At 66.1% G+C, this 17,820-nt stretch carries 19 protein-coding genes; 16 read left to right on the plus strand and 3 right to left on the minus strand.

The features are described from left to right. The first annotated feature begins 287 nt into the window (after nt 1-287). Nucleotides 288-3,251 (plus strand): TonB-dependent receptor plug domain-containing protein, encoded by a 2,964-nt coding sequence (locus A7X12_RS19670; RefSeq protein WP_064313158.1) that lies wholly within the window; start codon nt 288-290, stop codon nt 3,249-3,251. 53 nt (nt 3,252-3,304) lie between these two features. Here A7X12_RS19670 and A7X12_RS19675 read toward each other — a convergent pair whose 3' ends face one another. Further along, a complete protein-coding gene (locus tag A7X12_RS19675; RefSeq protein ID WP_064313159.1) occupies nt 3,305-4,174 on the minus strand; it encodes a polysaccharide deacetylase family protein in 870 nt (289 codons plus the stop codon). Between the two features lie 213 nt (nt 4,175-4,387). On the opposite strand from A7X12_RS19675, the gene leuC reads away from it, so the two are divergent. The 4 genes from leuC (at nt 4,388) to A7X12_RS19690 (ending at nt 7,684) form a co-directional block, all read left to right on the plus strand. After that, entirely contained in the window at nt 4,388-5,830 is a 1,443-nt protein-coding gene (gene leuC / locus A7X12_RS19680) for a 3-isopropylmalate dehydratase large subunit (protein WP_064313160.1), read from the plus strand. 20 nt (nt 5,831-5,850) lie between these two features. Continuing rightward, a complete protein-coding gene (locus A7X12_RS25690; RefSeq protein WP_157105662.1) occupies nt 5,851-5,991 on the plus strand; it encodes a hypothetical protein in 141 nt (46 codons plus the stop codon). Nucleotides 5,992-6,090: 99 nt separating this feature from the next. Continuing rightward, on the plus strand, nt 6,091-6,720 hold the full coding sequence (gene leuD / locus A7X12_RS19685; RefSeq protein ID WP_064313161.1) for a 3-isopropylmalate dehydratase small subunit: 630 nt from the start codon (nt 6,091-6,093) through the stop codon (nt 6,718-6,720). After that, nucleotides 6,683-7,684, plus strand: coding sequence for an NADPH:quinone oxidoreductase family protein (locus A7X12_RS19690; RefSeq protein ID WP_198162109.1), 1,002 nt, complete (start codon nt 6,683-6,685; stop codon nt 7,682-7,684). Before leuD ends, A7X12_RS19690 begins: the two co-directional genes overlap by 38 nt. A gap of 11 nt (nt 7,685-7,695) precedes the next feature. Here the strand turns inward: A7X12_RS19690 and A7X12_RS19695 are convergent, their stop codons facing one another. Further along, nucleotides 7,696-8,190, minus strand: coding sequence for a hypothetical protein (locus A7X12_RS19695; RefSeq protein WP_064313162.1), 495 nt, complete (start codon nt 8,188-8,190; stop codon nt 7,696-7,698). A gap of 173 nt (nt 8,191-8,363) precedes the next feature. Between A7X12_RS19695 and A7X12_RS19700 the strand changes: the two genes are divergently transcribed. From A7X12_RS19700 to nadA, 8 genes are all read left to right on the plus strand, one after another. Continuing rightward, nucleotides 8,364-8,687 carry a DUF1476 domain-containing protein gene (locus A7X12_RS19700; RefSeq protein ID WP_064313163.1) on the plus strand — a complete coding sequence of 108 codons (324 nt, stop codon included), beginning with the start codon at nt 8,364-8,366 and terminating at the stop codon, nt 8,685-8,687. A gap of 1 nt (nt 8,688) precedes the next feature. Further along, the gene (locus A7X12_RS19705) at nt 8,689-8,928 is read left to right on the plus strand and encodes a BolA family protein (RefSeq protein ID WP_064313164.1); all 240 of its coding nucleotides are present in this window, start codon (nt 8,689-8,691) and stop codon (nt 8,926-8,928) included. Nucleotides 8,929-8,931: 3 nt separating this feature from the next. Beyond that, nucleotides 8,932-9,264, plus strand: coding sequence for a Grx4 family monothiol glutaredoxin (grxD, locus tag A7X12_RS19710; RefSeq protein ID WP_064313165.1), 333 nt, complete (start codon nt 8,932-8,934; stop codon nt 9,262-9,264). 477 nt (nt 9,265-9,741) lie between these two features. Next, nucleotides 9,742-10,110, plus strand: coding sequence for a BlaI/MecI/CopY family transcriptional regulator (locus A7X12_RS19715; protein WP_064313166.1), 369 nt, complete (start codon nt 9,742-9,744; stop codon nt 10,108-10,110). After that, the gene (locus A7X12_RS19720; protein WP_064313167.1) at nt 10,107-11,774 is read left to right on the plus strand and encodes a M56 family metallopeptidase; all 1,668 of its coding nucleotides are present in this window, start codon (nt 10,107-10,109) and stop codon (nt 11,772-11,774) included. The genes A7X12_RS19715 and A7X12_RS19720 overlap by 4 nt, the downstream gene beginning before the upstream one ends. A gap of 123 nt (nt 11,775-11,897) precedes the next feature. Further along, on the plus strand, nt 11,898-12,764 hold the full coding sequence (locus tag A7X12_RS19725) for an MBL fold metallo-hydrolase (protein ID WP_064313168.1): 867 nt from the start codon (nt 11,898-11,900) through the stop codon (nt 12,762-12,764). A gap of 88 nt (nt 12,765-12,852) precedes the next feature. Then, nucleotides 12,853-13,611, plus strand: coding sequence for a hypothetical protein (locus A7X12_RS19730; RefSeq protein ID WP_064313169.1), 759 nt, complete (start codon nt 12,853-12,855; stop codon nt 13,609-13,611). Between the two features lie 51 nt (nt 13,612-13,662). Next, nucleotides 13,663-14,664 (plus strand): quinolinate synthase NadA, encoded by a 1,002-nt coding sequence (gene nadA / locus A7X12_RS19735; RefSeq protein WP_064313170.1) that lies wholly within the window; start codon nt 13,663-13,665, stop codon nt 14,662-14,664. A gap of 4 nt (nt 14,665-14,668) precedes the next feature. Here nadA and A7X12_RS19740 read toward each other — a convergent pair whose 3' ends face one another. Continuing rightward, entirely contained in the window at nt 14,669-15,058 is a 390-nt protein-coding gene (locus A7X12_RS19740) for a helix-turn-helix domain-containing protein (RefSeq protein ID WP_084445789.1), read from the minus strand. A 145-nt stretch (nt 15,059-15,203) separates the two neighbouring features. Between A7X12_RS19740 and A7X12_RS19745 the strand changes: the two genes are divergently transcribed. From A7X12_RS19745 to A7X12_RS19755, 3 genes are read left to right on the plus strand one after another with little or no spacing between them, the layout of a single operon-like run. After that, nucleotides 15,204-16,166, plus strand: coding sequence for a helix-turn-helix domain-containing protein (locus tag A7X12_RS19745; RefSeq protein WP_232318607.1), 963 nt, complete (start codon nt 15,204-15,206; stop codon nt 16,164-16,166). Nucleotides 16,167-16,198: 32 nt separating this feature from the next. Further along, nucleotides 16,199-17,044, plus strand: a complete 846-nt coding sequence (gene nadC, locus A7X12_RS19750; RefSeq protein WP_064313173.1) for a carboxylating nicotinate-nucleotide diphosphorylase — start codon at nt 16,199-16,201, stop codon at nt 17,042-17,044. A gap of 12 nt (nt 17,045-17,056) precedes the next feature. Then, the gene (locus A7X12_RS19755; RefSeq protein WP_064313174.1) at nt 17,057-17,767 is read left to right on the plus strand and encodes a ribonuclease T2 family protein; all 711 of its coding nucleotides are present in this window, start codon (nt 17,057-17,059) and stop codon (nt 17,765-17,767) included. Nucleotides 17,768-17,820 lie beyond the last annotated feature (53 nt).

The following is a 17,820-nucleotide window of genomic DNA, read 5'->3' on the forward strand; positions in this document are numbered from 1 at the left end:
TTGACTTAACCGCGCGTCAACAATAGCGTGGCGATGTTAACGTGAACATCGCTCGAAAGGGGCAGGGCCGTGACATGCGCTTGCGTGTCCCGGGCAAGTCTTCCGCGCGATTTGTGAGACGAACCAAGGCGTTGGACTGGAGAGGAGCCGATCGGCAGCCGCGGTGCATTTGCTGCGCCGCGTCGTGAATGGGTGCGACCTGACGTCGTCGGCATGTTCGGCGCGTCCTCGCCACGCGTTCGCCGCCGCCTCCCGACGGTCCTTCGACCGACAAAAGGGAGGTGAGGATGTTCGAACATAAGAGGGATCGCCGCCGCACATTGTTGCGCACCACGTCCATCCGGCTGATCGTGGCCGGGATGGCGATGGCGCCGCTGCCGGCGCTCGCGCAGATCGCGGCCGAACCGCAGCCCCAGGCGGCGGAGACGAGCGTGCCGCAGACGCGCCCGGGCGATGCCGAGGCCGGCGAAATCATCGTCACCGGTTCGCGCATCGCGGTGAGCGGCTTCAACGCGCCGACGCCGACGACGGTGCTGGGTGAAGAGCAGATCGCCGCCAATGCGCAGCCCAACGTCTTCACCACCATCTCACAGCTGCCGTCGCTGCAGGGGTCATCGGGCACCCAGGTCAACACCTTCAGCACCTCCAGCGGCCAGCAGGGCCTCAGCTCCTTCTCGCTGCGTGGCCTGGGCACGATCCGTACGCTCACGCTGCTCGACGGCCAGCGCGTCGTCGGTGCCAATGTTACCGGCGTGCCGGATGTCAGCTTGTTCCCGCAACTGCTCGTCAAGCGCGTGGACATCGTCAACGGCGGCGCCTCTGCCTCCTATGGCTCGGATGCGGTGGGCGGCGTGGTGAACTTCATCACCGACACCCATTTCACCGGCATCCGCGGCAACATCCAGGGCGGCATCACCACCTATGGCGACGACGCGACGGGGCTCGTCCAGCTCGCGGGCGGCACCAGCGCGCTGGGCGGCCGGCTGCACCTCGTCGGCAGCGCGGAATATGACAAGGAAGAGGGCATCGGCGGCGGCGAGTTCGGCACCAAGCTCGCCAATGGCCGCAACTGGTTCACCCAGCGCTCGCTGATCGATCGCGGCGTGCTCAACGACGGCATGCCGCAGTTCATCGTGCGCGACTGGGCGCAGTCGATCACCTTCACCAAATACGGACTGATCACCGCCGGTCCGCTGCAGGGCATCGCCTTCGATCAGGCCGGCCAGCCCTTCCAGTTCCAGTACGGATCGAACGGCGTGCCCTCGCGCACCAACAGCGGCGCGGTGAGCGGCTGTATCTCCAGCTTCTGCCAGGGCGGTGATCTGTCCGGCAACGTCGATGCCGGCCGATCGCTCAAATCGGCAATCCAGCGCGTCAACGGCTATGGTCGCGTCGGCTTCGACATCGCGCCGGACAACGAGCTCTATTTCACCGCCAATATCGGCCAGGTGAAGACCAACAACCAGCCGGTGAACGGCCAGAACCGGCCGGGCCTGACGCTGCAATGCGCCAACCCGTACGTGCCGGCGCTAGTCCAGCAGGCCTGCGCGACCGCGGGCATCACCAGCTTCCAGTACGGCACCAGCAACGCCGCGCTGGGCAATAGCCGCGTCTATACCGATCGCCGGCAATATCGCTTCGTGCTGGGCGGCAAGGGCAAGGTGGAAGTGGCCGGTACGCCCTGGACCTACGACATCTATGGCGAGCACGGTACCAACTATACCGACATCGACGTCCGCAACATCATGCTCACCCGCCGCTTCAACCAGGCGATCGACGCGACGACGCTGAACGGCACGATCGTCTGCCGCGATGCCACGGCCCGCGCCAATGGCTGCCAGCCGCTCAACATCATCGGCGGCAACCCCTCGGCGGGCGCGCTCGCCTATATCATGCCCGAGCACGGGCCCTATCAGCGGACCCGCCAGACCCAGGACGTGGCGAGCATCAACATCTCGGGTTCGCCGCTTGACCTCTGGGCAGGGCCGCTCTCGATCGCGTTCGGCGGCGAGTACCGCCACGAATATTACAAGGTTCGCGCCGATCCCTATGGCGCCGGCTTTGCGGCGACCGCACCGGGCGGCGACTATCCGAACGATCCCGCGCTGCTGACGACCGGCAACAACTGGTATGCCGGCAACTACAAGAACGGCAGCGGCGCCTATAGCGTGAAGGAAGCCTTTTTCGAGGCGAACCTGCCCTTCCTGAATTCCGAGAAGCTCGGCCGCGCGAACCTGAACGGTGCGGTGCGGGTGACCGACTACAGCACCTCGGGCACGGTGTGGGCGTGGAAGATCGGTGGCACCTGGGATCTGCCGATCGACGGTTTCCGCATCCGCGGCGTCACCTCCCGAGACGTGCGCGCGCCCAACCTGTCCGAACTGTTCGCCGCGCCGGTCACGACGACGCTGCCGAACTTCTTCGATCCGTTCAACAAGGTGAACGTGCTGGCGATCCAGAATTCGATCGGCAACACCGCGCTGAAGCCGGAGATCGCGCGCAACACCACGGTCGGCATCGCGCTGGCGAACCCCAGTTGGGCGCGCGGGCTGAACCTCTCGTTCGACTGGTACAAGATCAAGATCGACGAGGTGATTTCCAGCCTGGCGGCGACCGACATCGTCCAGCTCTGCTACCAGAAGGTGCTGCCGGAGACCTGTGGTGCGTTCAACCTGAGCAACACCGCCGGCCCCAACTTCATCAACGTGCAGGCGTTTAACCTCGCCTCGATCCGCACCGAGGGCTTCGACATCGAGGCGAGCTATCGCTGGGCCCGGCCGCTGGGGCTTCCGGGCAACCTGACCCTGCGCGCGCTGGCCACCCATGTGATCAACAACATCACCGATACCGGCCTGCCGGGCACCATCCCGGTCGACAATGCCGGCAACAATCTGGGCGCGACGCCGCACTGGAAGTGGCTGGCGGTGCAGACCTATGATGCCGGGCGCTTCTCGCTGCTGGTGCAGGAGCGGTGGTTCAGCGCGGGCACGATCGGCAACCAGTATATCGTCTGCCAGAGCAACTGCCCGGCCTCGACCACCAAATATCCCACGATCGACAACAACTACATGCCGGGCTCCTTCTATCTCGACGTCGGCGCGACGTTCGATGTGGTGAAGGACGTGACGCTGTACGGGAAGATCGACAATCTGCTGGACCGCGATCCGGCACCATCGACCATCTTCAACAATCCGGCGCTCTACGACCAGATCGGCCGCGTCTACCGGGCCGGTGTCCGGTTCAAGTTCTGACCGGAGGCGTCCCCATGGGTAGGCGCGCGAGAGCAGATATCGATCTGGCGTGCCTACAACCCGGCTGCATCCATGCCCGGCGCTTCGTACGCGCCGTCCTCGCCGGGATAGCGCAACAACGTGCCGAAATGGCCATCTGCCTTGGCTAACGACCAGACGAGGCTCTGCCCCGCGGGCAGCACGTCGGGCTCCGACGTGAACAGCGGCGAGGCAAATGCCGTTTGGGCGTCGATGAGGTGCCAGCCTTTGGCTTTGAACATCGCAAGCAGGTCGCCGAGGAAAAGGCCCGTCGTCAGCCGATGATGCAGCAAGATCGTGTGATTGATAGAGTGTCCGAGCATGTTCTGCGCGAGCCGGTCGTAGAAGCTGGCGCGCGCCCAGATGTGGTCCAGATAGTAGCGGCGATAGGGCGCGATATCGGCGTTCGGCGACGCGGTCAGCCGTGCCCGGAGCCGATTGTCGATATACCAGTCCGATGTATCGATGGTGACATGCGCATTGGCATAGCCTTGGCTTTTCAGCAGCGCGCGCATGCGGTCCCTGCCGGCGGCCGTTTTCCCTTCTGCGAGAAACGGGAAGCGGAAAAGCTTGCGGAAGCCCGAATGGCCCGAAAGCAAGGGTTCGCACCGCAGGACGTCGGCCATGAACGCGTCGGGATCGCGCCCACTGAAATACTGGTGCGAGAAGCTGTGATTGCCCAGAAGGTGGCCGGCACGCGACCATGCGCCAAGTACCGACTCGCTGCGCGCGCCCTGCACATATTTGCCGGCGACGAACCCAGCGGCTTTCACCGCGTGCCGCGCCAGGGCGGCGCGGATCGCAGCGTCGCGCGCTTCTCCCGAAAGCAGGGGAGTATCGGACAGATCGAAATCATCGATGGTGATCGCGATGCCAGGGGTTCGCGCCGCCGCAGACGCGGCCATTGCTGACCTCCCGACAATGCCCGAAGCGACGAGCCCGGCAAGTAACGCGCGGCGATCGGGTCGGCAATGCATGGGGAAGGTATGCGAGAGGCCGTCTGACACTGCAACGCCTGATGCGCTGGACGCCGCGGGTCAATCGAGAACTATTTTCTACTAGCAGCACAAAATGTCCCTAAAGCTTGCATCCGCGCACGATTCGACTAGATCGCGCGCATGTCGCGTGAACCCCGCACCCTGTACGAGAAGATCTGGGCCGACCATGTCGTCGAGCGCCGGGACGATGGCACCTGCCTGATCTATATCGATCGGCACCTCGTCCATGAAGTCACCAGCCCGCAGGCCTTTGCCGGCCTTCGTGCGGCCGATCGCAAGGTGCGCCGCCCCGACCTTACCCTCGCGGTGCCCGATCACAACCTGCCGACCACCCCACGCGTCGACGCCGCCGGCAACCCGCTGTCGATCGCCGATCCGGCCAGCGCCGGCCAGCTCTCTGCGCTGCGCAGCAATGTCGCCGAGTTCGGCGTGCCCTATATCGACGCGCTCGATGCGCGGCAGGGGATCGTCCATGTCGTCGGTCCCGAACAGGGCTTCACGCTGCCCGGCACGACGCTGGTCTGCGGCGACAGCCACACCTCGGCGCATGGCGCGCTGGGGGCGCTGGCCTTCGGCATCGGCACCAGCGAGGTCGAGCATGTGCTCGCCACCCAGACGCTGCTGCTCAAGCAATCCAAGACGATGGAAGTCCGCGTCGACGGCAAACTTGGCCACGGCGTCAGCGCCAAGGACGTGGTGCTGGCGATCATCGGCAAGATCGGCGCGGCCGGGGGCACCGGCTATGTCATCGAATTCACCGGCGAGGTGATCCGCGACCTCTCGATCGAGGGGCGGCTCACCATCTCGAACATGTCGATCGAGGGCGGCGCGCGATCGGGCCTGATCGCGCCGGACGAGAAGACCTTCGCCTATCTCAAAGGCCGCCCGATGGCGCCGACCAGCGAGGCGTGGGACCGCGCCGTCGCCTATTGGAAGACGCTGCCGACCGACAAGGGCGCGGTGTACGACAAGGTCGTGACGCTGGACGCGGCCGACATCGCGCCGTCGCTCACCTGGGGCACCAGCCCCGAGGACGTGGTGCCGATCACCGGCGTCGTGCCCGATCCGGAGAGCTTCGCCGATCCCTCGAAGCGCGCCGCCGCGCAGCGCTCGCTCGACTATATGGGTCTCACCCCCGGCACCGCGATGCAGGACATTCCGGTGGAGCACATCTTCATCGGCTCGTGCACCAACAGCCGGATCGAGGATCTGCGCGCGGCCGCTGCGGTGGTGCAGGGTCGCAAGGTCGCCGATCGCATCCGCCAGGCGCTGATCGTGCCGGGCTCGGGGCTGGTCAAGCGCCAGGCCGAGGAAGAGGGGCTCGACCGCATCTTCCTGGAAGCGGGCTTCCAGTGGCGCGAGCCGGGCTGCTCGATGTGCCTGGCGATGAACCCGGACAAGGTTCCTGCCGGAGAACGTTGTGCTTCCACTTCGAATCGCAATTTCGTAGGACGCCAGGGTCCGGGTTCGCGCACGCATCTCGTCTCGCCCGCAATGGCGGCGGCGGCGGCGGTGACCGGGCACCTGACCGACGTCCGCGCGTTGATGGCGGACCAGGCGTAACGAATAAGGGGAGAGACGCCGTGAAAAAGGCGCTCGTCGCATTGATTGCCGGAACCATTCTCAGCGGTGTCGCCGCGGCCTATGCGGGTGCCTATCCGCGGCCCGAGACGCCGATCAAGACCATCCCGGCGCTCGAGCGGACCGTCGTCGCACCGCGCTGACGCGGGCGGCCGATTGCCGGAAATTCGGGATGGCCGCCGGCCATTCGTTAGGAAAGCTGTGTCCATGCATCTGAATACCGTGTCGGCGGAGCGCCGCTGATGGAGCCGATCCAGCAGGTTTCGGGGCGCGCCTACCCTTGGGGCGCCAAGAACATCGATACGGATATTATCATCCCTGCGCACTGGCTGAAGACCACGACGCGCGAGGGGCTGGGCAAGGGCGCCTTCGAAAGCGTGCGGGCTGAGCCTGGCAATCTGTTCGATGATCCCCGCTATGCGGGTGCGCCGATCCTGGTGGCGGGCGAGAATTTCGGCTGCGGCTCCAGCCGCGAGCATGCCGCCTGGGCGCTGGCCGATCTGGGCATCAAGGCGGTGATCGCGCCGAGCTTCTCGGACATCTTCTCGGGCAACGCCTTCAAGAACGGCATCGTCACCGTGGTGCTGCCTCAGGAGGCGATCGACCGGCTGGTGCAGGTGGCGACCGCCAACGAGATCACCGTCGACCTGGAGACGATGACCGTCACGACGGACTTCCAGGACCGCTTCGCCTTCGAGCTCGACCCGTTTCGCCGCGACTGCCTGATGCAGGGGCTGGACGAGATCGGCATGACGCTGGCACAAGATACCGCGATTTCGAAATTCGAATCTGCGGTTGCGCACGAACGCCCGTGGATCGCTGGTGGAGGCGGACATGAAGGCGTTGCTGTCGAAGGCGTCGGGCGGACCTGATACTCTAAGCCTGGAGGATCTGCCCGATCCCGTAGTGGGGAAGGGCCAGGTGCTGGTTGGCGTGCGGGCCTGCGCGATCAACTATCCCGACGTGCTAATCATCGAGGACCGCTACCAGTTCAAGCCGCCCCGCCCGTTCGCGCCGGGCGGCGAGATCGCTGGCGTGGTCGAAGCGGTGGGCGAGGGCGTTACCGACTGGGCGCCGGGCGACCGAGTGATCGCGGTGCCGGGCCATGGCGGGCTGGTCGAGAAGCTGGTGCTGAGCCCGGCGCAGCTCTACCGCCTGCCGGAGGGCCGCAGCTTCGAGGACGGCGCGGCGCTACTGCTCACCTATGCGACGACGATCCACGCGCTGCTCGATCGCGGCAAGCTGAGCGCCGGGCAGACGCTGCTGGTGCTGGGTGCGGCGGGCGGCGTCGGGCTCGCGGCGATCGAGCTGGGCAAGGCCTATGGCGCGACGGTGGTGGCGGCGGTCTCCTCCGAGGAAAAGGCCGAGGCGGCGCGGGCGGCGGGGGCGGATGCGACGCTCGTCTATCCGCGTGGGCCGCTCGACAAGGAAGCGTCGAAGGCGCTGGCCGAGGCGTTCAAGGCGGCGGTCGGCCCCAAGGGGGCGGACGTGATCTACGATCCGGTCGGCGGCGACTATGCCGAGCCGGCGCTCCGCGCGATCGGCTGGGAGGGGCGCTATCTGGTGGTGGGCTTCCCGGCGGGCATCCCCAAGTTGCCGCTCAACCTGACGCTGCTCAAGAGCTGCGACGTGTGCGGCGTGTTCTGGGGCGCCTTCGCTGCGCGCGACCCCCAGGCCAACCGCGCGCATGTCGACACGCTGTTCCGGCTATGGAGCGACGGCAAGATCGCGCCGCGGGTGACGGAGGTGTTTCCCCTCGCCGAGGGTGGCGCGGCGATCGCCAAGATGGCGGCGCGGGCGGTGATCGGGAAGGTGGTGGTGCGGGTGGCGGATTGAGCCGTTACGGCTTACCGCTGCTGGCAGGAGGCAGGCGTTGAGACATAATTCTCAAACCAGATCTTGCTTTTCCCATGCCCTTGCTCACGATCCGCTATCGCACATCGATTATAGCCATGCCGGGCCATCTCCCGTTCGATAAGGCGATGGCCTTGCGATGCGTCCAACGCGTACCCCCCAAAGGTTGTAAGCAGAATTAGCAACCCTGTGTGCCACCGCTTTCCGATGTCGGCACGTAACGCAATCGCTGCGGTCGCGGTGATGCCGGCCGCGATCGCCATGAACGCTGCTCGCAAGCTGGATGTATCGACGTCGATCGATGCTTGGTGGCGTTTGGCCTGCTGAAGCGCTTCCGTGAACGAAGAAATCCCCCCTCCGTCGAACATCCCGATGCCATCGAAAAACAGCAGCTGTACTGCGACTGCGCCAAAGGCGGTGAGAAGGACACCCCGCCATCGATAGGCGGCCGGTTTCTGATCGACTGTAGCCCCGTTCATGGTGGCCATCTGTACAATCACAGCATGCCGTCTGATCAAGGGGTAGGCTGTAGTTCTTATCGTTCTCCAGTCTTACGCTTGATGGCAGGCGATCGGTGATCCACCGCCATCCGGAACCTCCCCCGTTGCCAGCGCCGCCCGGCCCTCCTATCTCGGGCCCGAGTTTAGGTAAGGGGCATGTAATGAGCACATTCGACGATCGCGAACGGGCGTTCGAGGCGAAGTTCGCGCGCGACGAGGATATGGCGTTCCGCATCACCGCGCGTCGCAACAAGCTGCTCGGCCAGTGGGCCGCCGCCAAGATGGGCCTCACACCCGAAGAGACCGACGCCTATGCCAAGGCGGTCGTCCAGGCCGATTTCGAGGAAGCCGGCGACGAGGACGTGATCCGCAAGCTGCTCGGCGACATGCTCGCGGCGAATGTCGAGATCGACGACGCCACCGTGCGCCGCGCGATCGAGGAAAAGACCGTCGAGGCCCGCCGCCAGCTGATGGAATCCCAGTAACATGCCGATGCCCGCTGCCGAGATTGAGGCGCTGATCCGCGCCGGCATCCCCGACGCCCAGATCGAGATCACCGATCTGGCCGGCGACGGCGACCACTATGCAGCGCGGGTTGTCGCCCCCATGTTCCGGGGCATGCCGCGCGTGCGGCAACACCAGGCCGTCTATGCGGCGCTGGGTGGACGGATGGGCGGCGTGCTCCACGCGCTCCAGCTGACCACCGAAGCGACGCCCGAGGAGTAAGCAATGACCGACGATACCCAGGCCCGCATCAAGCAGCTGGTCGACGGCAGCGACGTGCTGCTGTTCATGAAGGGCAGCCCCCTGTTCCCCCAGTGCGGCTTTTCCAGCCGCGCGGTGGCGATCCTCAACCATCTCGGCGTCGAGTTCGACAGCTTCGACGTGCTGCAGGACCAGGGCGTCCGCCAGGGCATCAAGACCTTTTCCGACTGGCCGACCATTCCCCAGCTCTATGTGAAGGGCGAGTTCGTCGGCGGTTCGGACATCATGATGGAAATGTACGAAAGCGGCGAGCTGACCCAGCTGATGGCCGACAAGGGCGTCGCGGCGTCGGCCTGACGCGCGGTTCGTACCGATCGATGGGAAGGGCTCTCGCCGGCGGCGGGGGCCCTTTTCGTTTGAGGGGCAGGTGGTGGTCCCAAAGAACGTCAAGCCGCAGCCAGGCGCCTTGTGCTCGCGGCAGGCGCGAGATCGGCGACCCCAATGGGTTGCTACTTTCGTCAGAATGACGGGGAAGAGCCTGGGATGGAGAGAGACCCGGTGCGGGCGGGTCGATGGCCATGCCGGTGAACCATCGACCCGCCCTGAAGCGTCTGGGTATGACGCTTGGGGGTGCCCAATCTTTTGCAGGAGGCGTGCCAGAATCGCGGATCGACGGGGTTCTGCGGATTGCGGTGGTGAATGCGTCGTAACCCCGCGCGTCGGGTGTAAGCCAGGCCGACGCTTTTCAGCCCCGCAATCCCGGTTCATCTGCCATTCAGTGGATTGACTACAGACGTAATCGGAGCGATTACACGTGTAGTCAGTGAGGGCGTGATGACCGAGCGAATCAGCGAAGCCGAACATGCAGTGATGGAGGTGCTCTGGGAAGAGTCCCCGCTCACCGCGCAAGAGGTCACCGAGCGTGTGCCCGCCGATCGCGATTGGAGCGCCAACACGGTCAAGACGCTGCTTGGGCGGCTGCTCGCCAAGAACGTCATCGCGCACGAGGAGGAGGGGCGGCGCTATCGCTATCGCCCGCTCGTCGCGCGGGGCGATTATGTGGTAGGAGAGTCGCGCAAACTGATCGACCGGCTGTTCGGCGGCCGGCTGACTCCGCTGGTGGCGCATCTCGCCGAGCGCGACGCCATCACCGATCAGGACATCGCCGAAATCGAAGCTCTCCTGAAGGAGCTGAAGCAATGATCGGCTGGTGGATCGAAACCCTGCTCGCGAGCACGTTGCTGATGCTGCTCGCGCTTGCCCTGCGCGGCCCCGTTCGTCGCGCCTTCGGGCCGCAGCTCGCCTATGCCCTGTGGGTGTTGCCCGCCGCGCGGATGTTGCTGCCGCCGCTGCCCGGCCAGTGGCATTTGAGCCAATGGCTCGCGCCGCTCACCCGCAAGGCGACCGAGGCGCCGGCGATGGCGATGGGGGTACTCGTTCCCGCAAAGCTCCCGGCGACGATCGACCAGGGCGCGGTGGTCACCATCGATCTGAGCGCCGGCAGCCATCACCTGCCCGCCGCGCTGGTCGCGCCGACGCCGGTGGCCGAAGGGCTGAACGTCACGCTGCTGCTGCTCGCGCTGTGGAGCGCCGGCGCGCTGCTGTTCCTCGCTTATCATCTCGTGGCGCATCGCCGCTTCTGCCGTCACCTGCTCTCGCGGGCGCGGGTGGACCGTACCGTGGCGCAGGGCCGCGTGCGGGTGATCGAGACGGACGCCGCGCATGGCCCGCTCGCCTTCGGCATCTTCCGCAAATATGTCGCCTTCCCGCGCGACTTTTCCGAGCGCTATGACGAGGTCGAACGCGATCTCGCCCTCGCGCACGAACTCGGCCACCATCTGCGCGGCGACCTGATCGCCAATTGGGCCGCGCTGATCGTGCTGGCCGCCCATTGGTTCAATCCGGTTGCATGGCGGGCGTTTCGCGCCTTCCGTGCCGACCAGGAAATGGCCTGCGATGCCCTGGTGCTCGCCGGCCGCGCCCAGGCACTGCGCCATGCCTATGGCCGTGCGATCGTCAAGTCCGCGCATGGGGGCGCGGTCTCGGCTGCCTGTCACCTCCACACGATAAATGACGTCAAAGGGAGATTACGCATGCTCTCGATCCACCGGAAGCTTTCCCCCATCCGCATCGGCGCGGGGCTGGCCGGTATCACCACCGTTTCGCTCGCCGCGCTGGCGCTGACCGCCTCGGGCAGCCAGGCCGCCGAACGGCTTCGCGACAGCGTGGGCGCGGCGATCCAGGCGAAGAACGCGCCGGTTGCGCCCGTAGCACCCGTCGCCCCCGTTGAAGCCGTCGCACCGGTAGAGGCGGTCGAACCCGTCGAGCCGATCCCTGCGGTTGCACCCGTGGCGCCGGTCGCGCCCGTGGCCCCCGTGACGACAGCAGCGGCGCTCGGCCTTTCCGCGCAGGACGCGGCGGGCGACAAGCAGCGCGTCGTCCGCGTCGACCAGACCGTTCATGACGGCCAGGCCATCAAGAAAATGGTGATCATCCGCCGCGACGGGAAGCGCCAGGACATCGCCATGCCGGATATGGCCGCGATCCAGGCGAGCATCCCCGAGATCCGTAACGGCAGCTGCGGCAAGGGCACCAGCCCCACCGTCGAGCATCGCCGCGAGGGCAACAAGCAGATCACGATCATCTGCAGCGATCGAATCGCGGCAATGAGCGCCAACGCCACGCAGGTGGCGGCGATCAGCAAGGGCATGGCGATGCGCAGCGCGGAGATGAGCCTGCAGCATGCCCGCCGCACGATCGAAATGCAGCAGGGCCTGAGCGCAGCGCAGCGCGCGGAGGCGCTGGCCGGCATCGACCAGGCGCTGGCCGAACTGCGCGAAGACGCCAAGGACGACAACGACAATTGAAGTAGGGCCCCGCCGCAGTTTGCCCCGCGGCGGTGTTCTCGGCGGGACCGGCCTACTCCTTCGGGGCCGGTCCCGCTCCCCAATCGGCTTGCCCTTCGGCGCGGAATGCCCAAATGCGGCTGCATGACCGATGATGCGCCCACGGGCCTTGCGATCGCCCTGGAGCCGCTGGTGACGCGGATCCTCGCGGGCAATCCCTCGCCTTTCACCAACACCGGCACCCAGACCTATCTGGTCGGTACGACCGATCTGGCAGTCATCGATCCGGGCCCCGACGATCCCGACCATATCGCCGCGCTGCTGGCGGCGATCGACGGGCGGCCGGTGCGGGCCATCCTGTGCACCCATACCCATCGCGACCACAGCCCCGCTGCGCCGGCGCTTGCGGCGGCAACGGGCGCGCCGATCATCGGCTGCGCGCCGCTGGTGCTGGCGGATGCGGGCCCACGCGCCGACGCCTCCTTCGACAGCGCCTATGCTCCCGATGCCGTGCTGGCCGATGGCGAACAGGTGGCGGGGCAGGGATGGACGCTTACCGCCGTGGCGACGCCGGGGCATACTTCCAACCATCTCTGCTTTGCGCTGGAGGAGAGCGGCGCGCTGTTTACCGGCGACCATGTGATGGGCTGGTCGACGACCGTCGTCGCGCCGCCGGACGGCGACATGGCAGCCTATATGGCCAGCCTCGACAAGCTGATGGGGCGCGCGCAGGACCGCCTCTATTATCCGGCGCATGGCGAACCGGTCGAGAATCCGCGCCGCTTCGTGCGCGGGCTTGCCGGGCACCGGAAGCAGCGCGAAGGGCAGATCCTGCGGCTGCTCGGCGAAGGGGTTGGCACGGTGCCGGCGATGGTCGAGCGCATGTATGTCGGGCTCGATCCGCGGCTCCACGGCGCGGCGGGGCGATCGGTGCTGGCGCATCTGCTCGATCTCTCGGCGCGGAAGCGGGTAGAGCGCAGTGGCGAAGACTGGCGCTTGCCTCCCGAGTAATGCGTCAAAACGGGTAGAGTAGCACTGCGCAAGATTGTAGAATCCGACAAGTAGAGCTATACTCTCGCCAAATTGGAGGGGGTAGGTGATGGCGACGATTGCGCAGGATCCGCCGCGCGTCCGGGTGGGCGACACGCGCTTCTTTCTGGTGATGGCGTTCGTCATGGCCGCGATCGATGTCGCGGGATTCTCGCTCAACCTTGCGGCGGGTCGCTCCAGTTTCGCTGTGCCCATCATCTTCCACGTGCATGCGTTCGTCTTTTTCGGCTGGATCGCGCTCTACCTCGCACAGAATCTGCTCGCCGATACCGGATCGATGGCGCTGCACCGCCGGCTTGGGTGGGTTGCGCTGCTCTGGATGCCGCTGATGGTGGTGCTGGGCACGGTGATGACGGTCCTTTCGGTGCAGCGCGGGGCGCCTTTCTTCTTTGACGTGCGCGAATTCCTGTTCAGCAACCCGTTGCAACTGCTGCTGTTCGGCGGACTGGTCGGCGCGGCGCTGACGATGCGGCGGCAGACCGGTTGGCATCGGCGCCTGATGTATTGCGGCATGGCGATCCTCACCGGTCCCGGTCTGGGGAGGCTGCTGCCGATGCCGCTGTTCATGCCGCACGCCTGGTGGGCGACCGTCGTCGCGGTGCTGATCCTGCCGTTGATCGGCGCGTTCGCCGACTGGCGGCGGGCGGGGCGGGTCCATCCCGCCTGGCTGTGGGGCATCGGAATGTTGCTAGGGATGCAGCTTGCATCCGACACCATCGCCTTCAGTCCGGTGGGCACCGCGATCGCGCGCAGCGTTACCGCCGGCACGGCGGGCGGCCATCGTCCGATAACCCCCGCCTTCCCTTGATCCCGCGGCCCCGCCGGGCCATGTGGCGGCCAAACAAAGGGAGTTTCGGGAATGGACGCGCGCAACGGCATCGGCGGCAGCCTCAGCGGACTGGATCTCCGCGCCGAGATCGAGCGGCTGCGCAAGGAGCGCAACGCGGTGATCCTCGCGCATTACTACCAGAAGCCCGAACTCCAGGACCTGGCCGATTTTGTCGGGGACAGCCTGGACCTCAGCCGCAAGGCGGCCGAGACCGATGCGGACGTGATCGCCTTTTGCGGCGTACGGTTCATGGCGGAGACGGCGAAGATCCTGTCTCCGGACAAGATCGTCGTACTGCCGGACATGGATGCCGGCTGCAGTCTCGAAGACAGCTGCCCGCCCGATCAGTTTGCCGCCTTTCGCGCGCAGCACCCCGATCACATCGCGCTGACTTACATCAACTGCTCGACCGAGGTGAAGGCGCTGAGCGACATCATTGTCACCAGCTCCTCGGCCGAGAAGATCCTCGCGCAGATACCGGCGGACCAGAAGATCATCTTTGGACCGGATCGCAACCTGGGAGGCTATCTCCAGCGCAAGACCGGGCGCGAGCTGCTGCTGTGGCCGGGCGTGTGCATCGTCCATGAGGCGTTCAGCGAGACCGAGCTCTTGAAGCTCAAGGCCGAACATCCCGGCGCGCCGATCGCCGCGCACCCCGAATGCCCGGCCTATATCCTCGATCACGCCGACTATATCGGCTCGACCAAGGGCATCCTCGATTTCTCCAAGACCATGCCCGGCAACACGCTGATTGTCGCGACCGAGCCGCACATCATCCACCAGATGCAGAAGGCAATGCCGGAGAAGAACTTCATCGGCGCGCCGGGAGCAGACGGTAACTGCAACTGCAATATCTGCCCGTATATGGCGCTCAACACGATGGAGAAGCTCTACCTCGCATTGCGCGATCTGACGCCGAAGATCGAGATCGAGGAAAGCTTGCGCATCCAGGCGAAGAAGAGCCTCGATCGCATGCTGGAACTTGCGAGCGGCACCGTGGGGCAGGGCGATCTGGGACCGGTGCCGGCCTGATCGATCAGGAGCGGACGTCCGACAGGAGCGAAGCGAGCATCGCCGCCGTCGTGGCGATACCCAGATTGGGGATCGTGCGGCGGCGCACCGCGCGCCCTGGCGGGGCCGCAGCCGGACCATGAGCGGCATTGCCGTCGCGGATGGCGGTGACGATCGGTGCTTCCGACAATTCGAGGGCACGGGCGACGGCGCGGGCAAACCCGACCGCGTAAATTGGCGCACCGCAACGATCGAAACGGGCTGACTCTATTGCTTCCAGATGGTTGCGCCCGACTCGGGTGCGTTCGGCAAGCGTATCCAGCGACATGCCGAGACTCTCTCGTCGATCCCGCAAAATGGTAGCGGCAACATGCCAACCCTGCGGCCAGCTTTCAGGCAGCGTCGAATGCATCATTATGATACGGCGACCTCAGCTACGTCGACCAGCCCATTGATATGGGCTAGTAACGATTCGCAAACTGCGGGGTACTCATTTTGGGTGGGAAGAATGAGTACTTGCCTTCTTTTTCCCGCTGGGGCCGATTCCGCTGATGCAGGACATGATCCGATCCGCTCCCGCGAGCGACCGAAGGCCCGGCGCGCTGCCGCGGGGACGGTTGATGGCGCGGCTGATCGCCGATCTGGAAACGACGATGATCGCGAGCGGCATTCGCGCGCTGGACGGTGACCTGGACCGCGCAATCATTTTCATGGTGGTAGCGCGGGCAAGCGAGATGCTCTCGCCGCATGGTGCCGGTCATGCCGGGGGCGAGGGGCGCGCAGCCAAGGCGATCAGCATCAACGCGCTTGCCGCCTCGCTGGGGCGCCCGTTCGAGACGATGCGTCGCCACATCCATGCCCTGTGCGCCATGGGCCTTTGCGAGCGGGGTCCTGCCGGGGTGACCGTACCCGAAGCCGTGCATTGCCGGCCGGAGATCGCGACGCTGTTCCGCACCAACCATGACGCGCTTGTGCGGATGGTCGAGGATTTCCGTAGCTTCGGGGCCACGCTTCCGGAAAGCCGGCCACATCTTCCCTATGACTGGTACACCGGACTGGCGGCCGCCCATGATGTATTGTTGACCGGCATCGAGTTTCACGCGCACCGTTTCCATTCCTGGACGGACATGGCGCTGGCCAACGCGATCCTGAGCGCCAATGCGCGACCGCTCGCGGACAATCCCGGCCTGGCGCTGGCACATGCCGAATATGGCGCGCCGCCGCCCGACACCTTGTGCCAGCCGGTGTCGACCGGGGCGGTCGCCCGCGTGCTCGGCATTCCGGCCTCGACGGCGCATCGGCGGGTCGCGGCGATGACCGAGGCCGGTATCATCGCGCGACGCTCGCGCGGGGTGGTGCTCAGCGAAGCGATGCTCAGCGATCCCGCGCGCATCGAGGAAAGCCGTACCAGCATGCTGCATGTCCGCCAGATCCTGGCGCGCCTGGCCGCGGGCGGCTTTTGCTTCAACGATCCGGCAGCCAACTATCTGGATGGGCGGCCCGCGCCGCTGCAGTTCGCGTAGACGCGCACGGCGCGGGATTCTACAGCCCGCGCATGACCTTCGCGCTTTCCGGCTTCGATTGCGACTCGTTCGTCCGTGCTACCCTCGGCGAGGATCTCGGCCAGGGGGGCGATATTACCGCCGCCGCGGTGATCCCGGCAGAGGCTCGGTTCGACGGTGTGATGGATAGCCGTGACCCGATCACCGTCGCCGGCCTGCCGATCGCCGAGGCGTTCTTCCGCACGCTCGATCCCGAGGTGACCATCGAGCGGCTTGTCGAGGATGGCGCGCGGGTATCTGCCGGTACTGCGTTGCTCCGGCTCCGCGGACGCGCGCGGGCGCTGCTCACCGCGGAGCGTTCCGCGCTCAACACGGTCCAGCATCTCAGCGGCATCGCGACGATGACCCGCACCTATGTCGAGGCAATCGCGGAAACGGGCGCGACGTTGCTGGATACGCGCAAGACGCTGCCTGGCCTGCGGGTACTGGAGAAATACGCGACCCGCATGGGCGGCGCGACCAACCATCGCATGGGCCTGTGGGATGCGGCAATGATCAAGGACAACCACGTCGCGGTGGCCGGGTCGGTTGAAGCCGCAGTGGCGCGCGCCGTGGCGGCCGGCATTGCGCGGATCATCGTGGAGGTCGACCGGATCGACCAGATCGAGCCTGCGCTCGGCGCCGGTGCAACGCATTTGCTGCTCGACAACATGCCTCCGCCCGTGTTGCGCGAGGCAGTTGCGCTGGTCGCAGGGCGCGTGCCGACCGAGGCCTCGGGCGGCGTGCGGCTGGATACGATCCGGGCGATTGCCGAGACGGGCGTCACCTATGTCAGCGTGGGCCGGCTGACCCAGTCGGCACCGGCGGCCGATATCGGCCTCGATTTCGCGACTATCTGAGGGAGAAGGGGCATGAACGCGATTCTGTCAGGGTTCGGCATACTCGCCGCATTGGTGCCGGGGGCGGCGCTGGCGCAGGCGGAGATGTGCGTCGCGCCGGCCAAGGTGGAACGGCCGCTGCCCGAATTGCCGAGCGCCAAGGAGCCGCAGCGCGTGCTGCCGATCGGCAGCTACACGCTCGCACTCACCTGGGCACCGGGCTTTTGCCGGGCGCATGGCGACGAACCGGGTAAGGCCTTCCAGTGCGGCGGCGAGAATCGCTTCGGCTTCACCCTGCATGGACTCTGGCCGGACGGGCGCGGCAAGCTGTGGCCGCAATATTGCAAGGCCACGCCCATCCTCCCGCCCGCTTTGATCCGCAAGACAATGTGCGCGACGCCGTCGGAACAGCTGATCCAGCATGAATGGGCCAAGCACGGCACCTGCATGCGGACGACGCCGGAGGCGTATTTCCAGCGCTCGACCAGCATGTATCGCGCGATCCGCTTCCCTGACATGGTCGCGCTCTCGCGGGGGCAGCTGACCGTCGGTGACTTCAAGCGTGCGTTCGCTGATAAGAACCGCGCGATCCCGGCAAGCGCCATACGGGTGACGACAACCCGCGAAGGCTGGCTGGACGAGCTATGGCTCTGCCTCGACACGCGGTTCCGCTACCATCGGTGCGAGGCAGGAACGGGTGGTACGGCAGACGCTGCCGAACTGAAGATCTGGCGCGGGAAATAATCCCACCAGCGTAAGCCCCGCCTCGTGGAAGACGCGGGCGGGGCTCCAGGCGC

This window comes from Sphingomonas sp. TDK1, from assembly GCF_001650735.1.
Lineage (GTDB): Bacteria > Pseudomonadota > Alphaproteobacteria > Sphingomonadales > Sphingomonadaceae > Sphingomonas.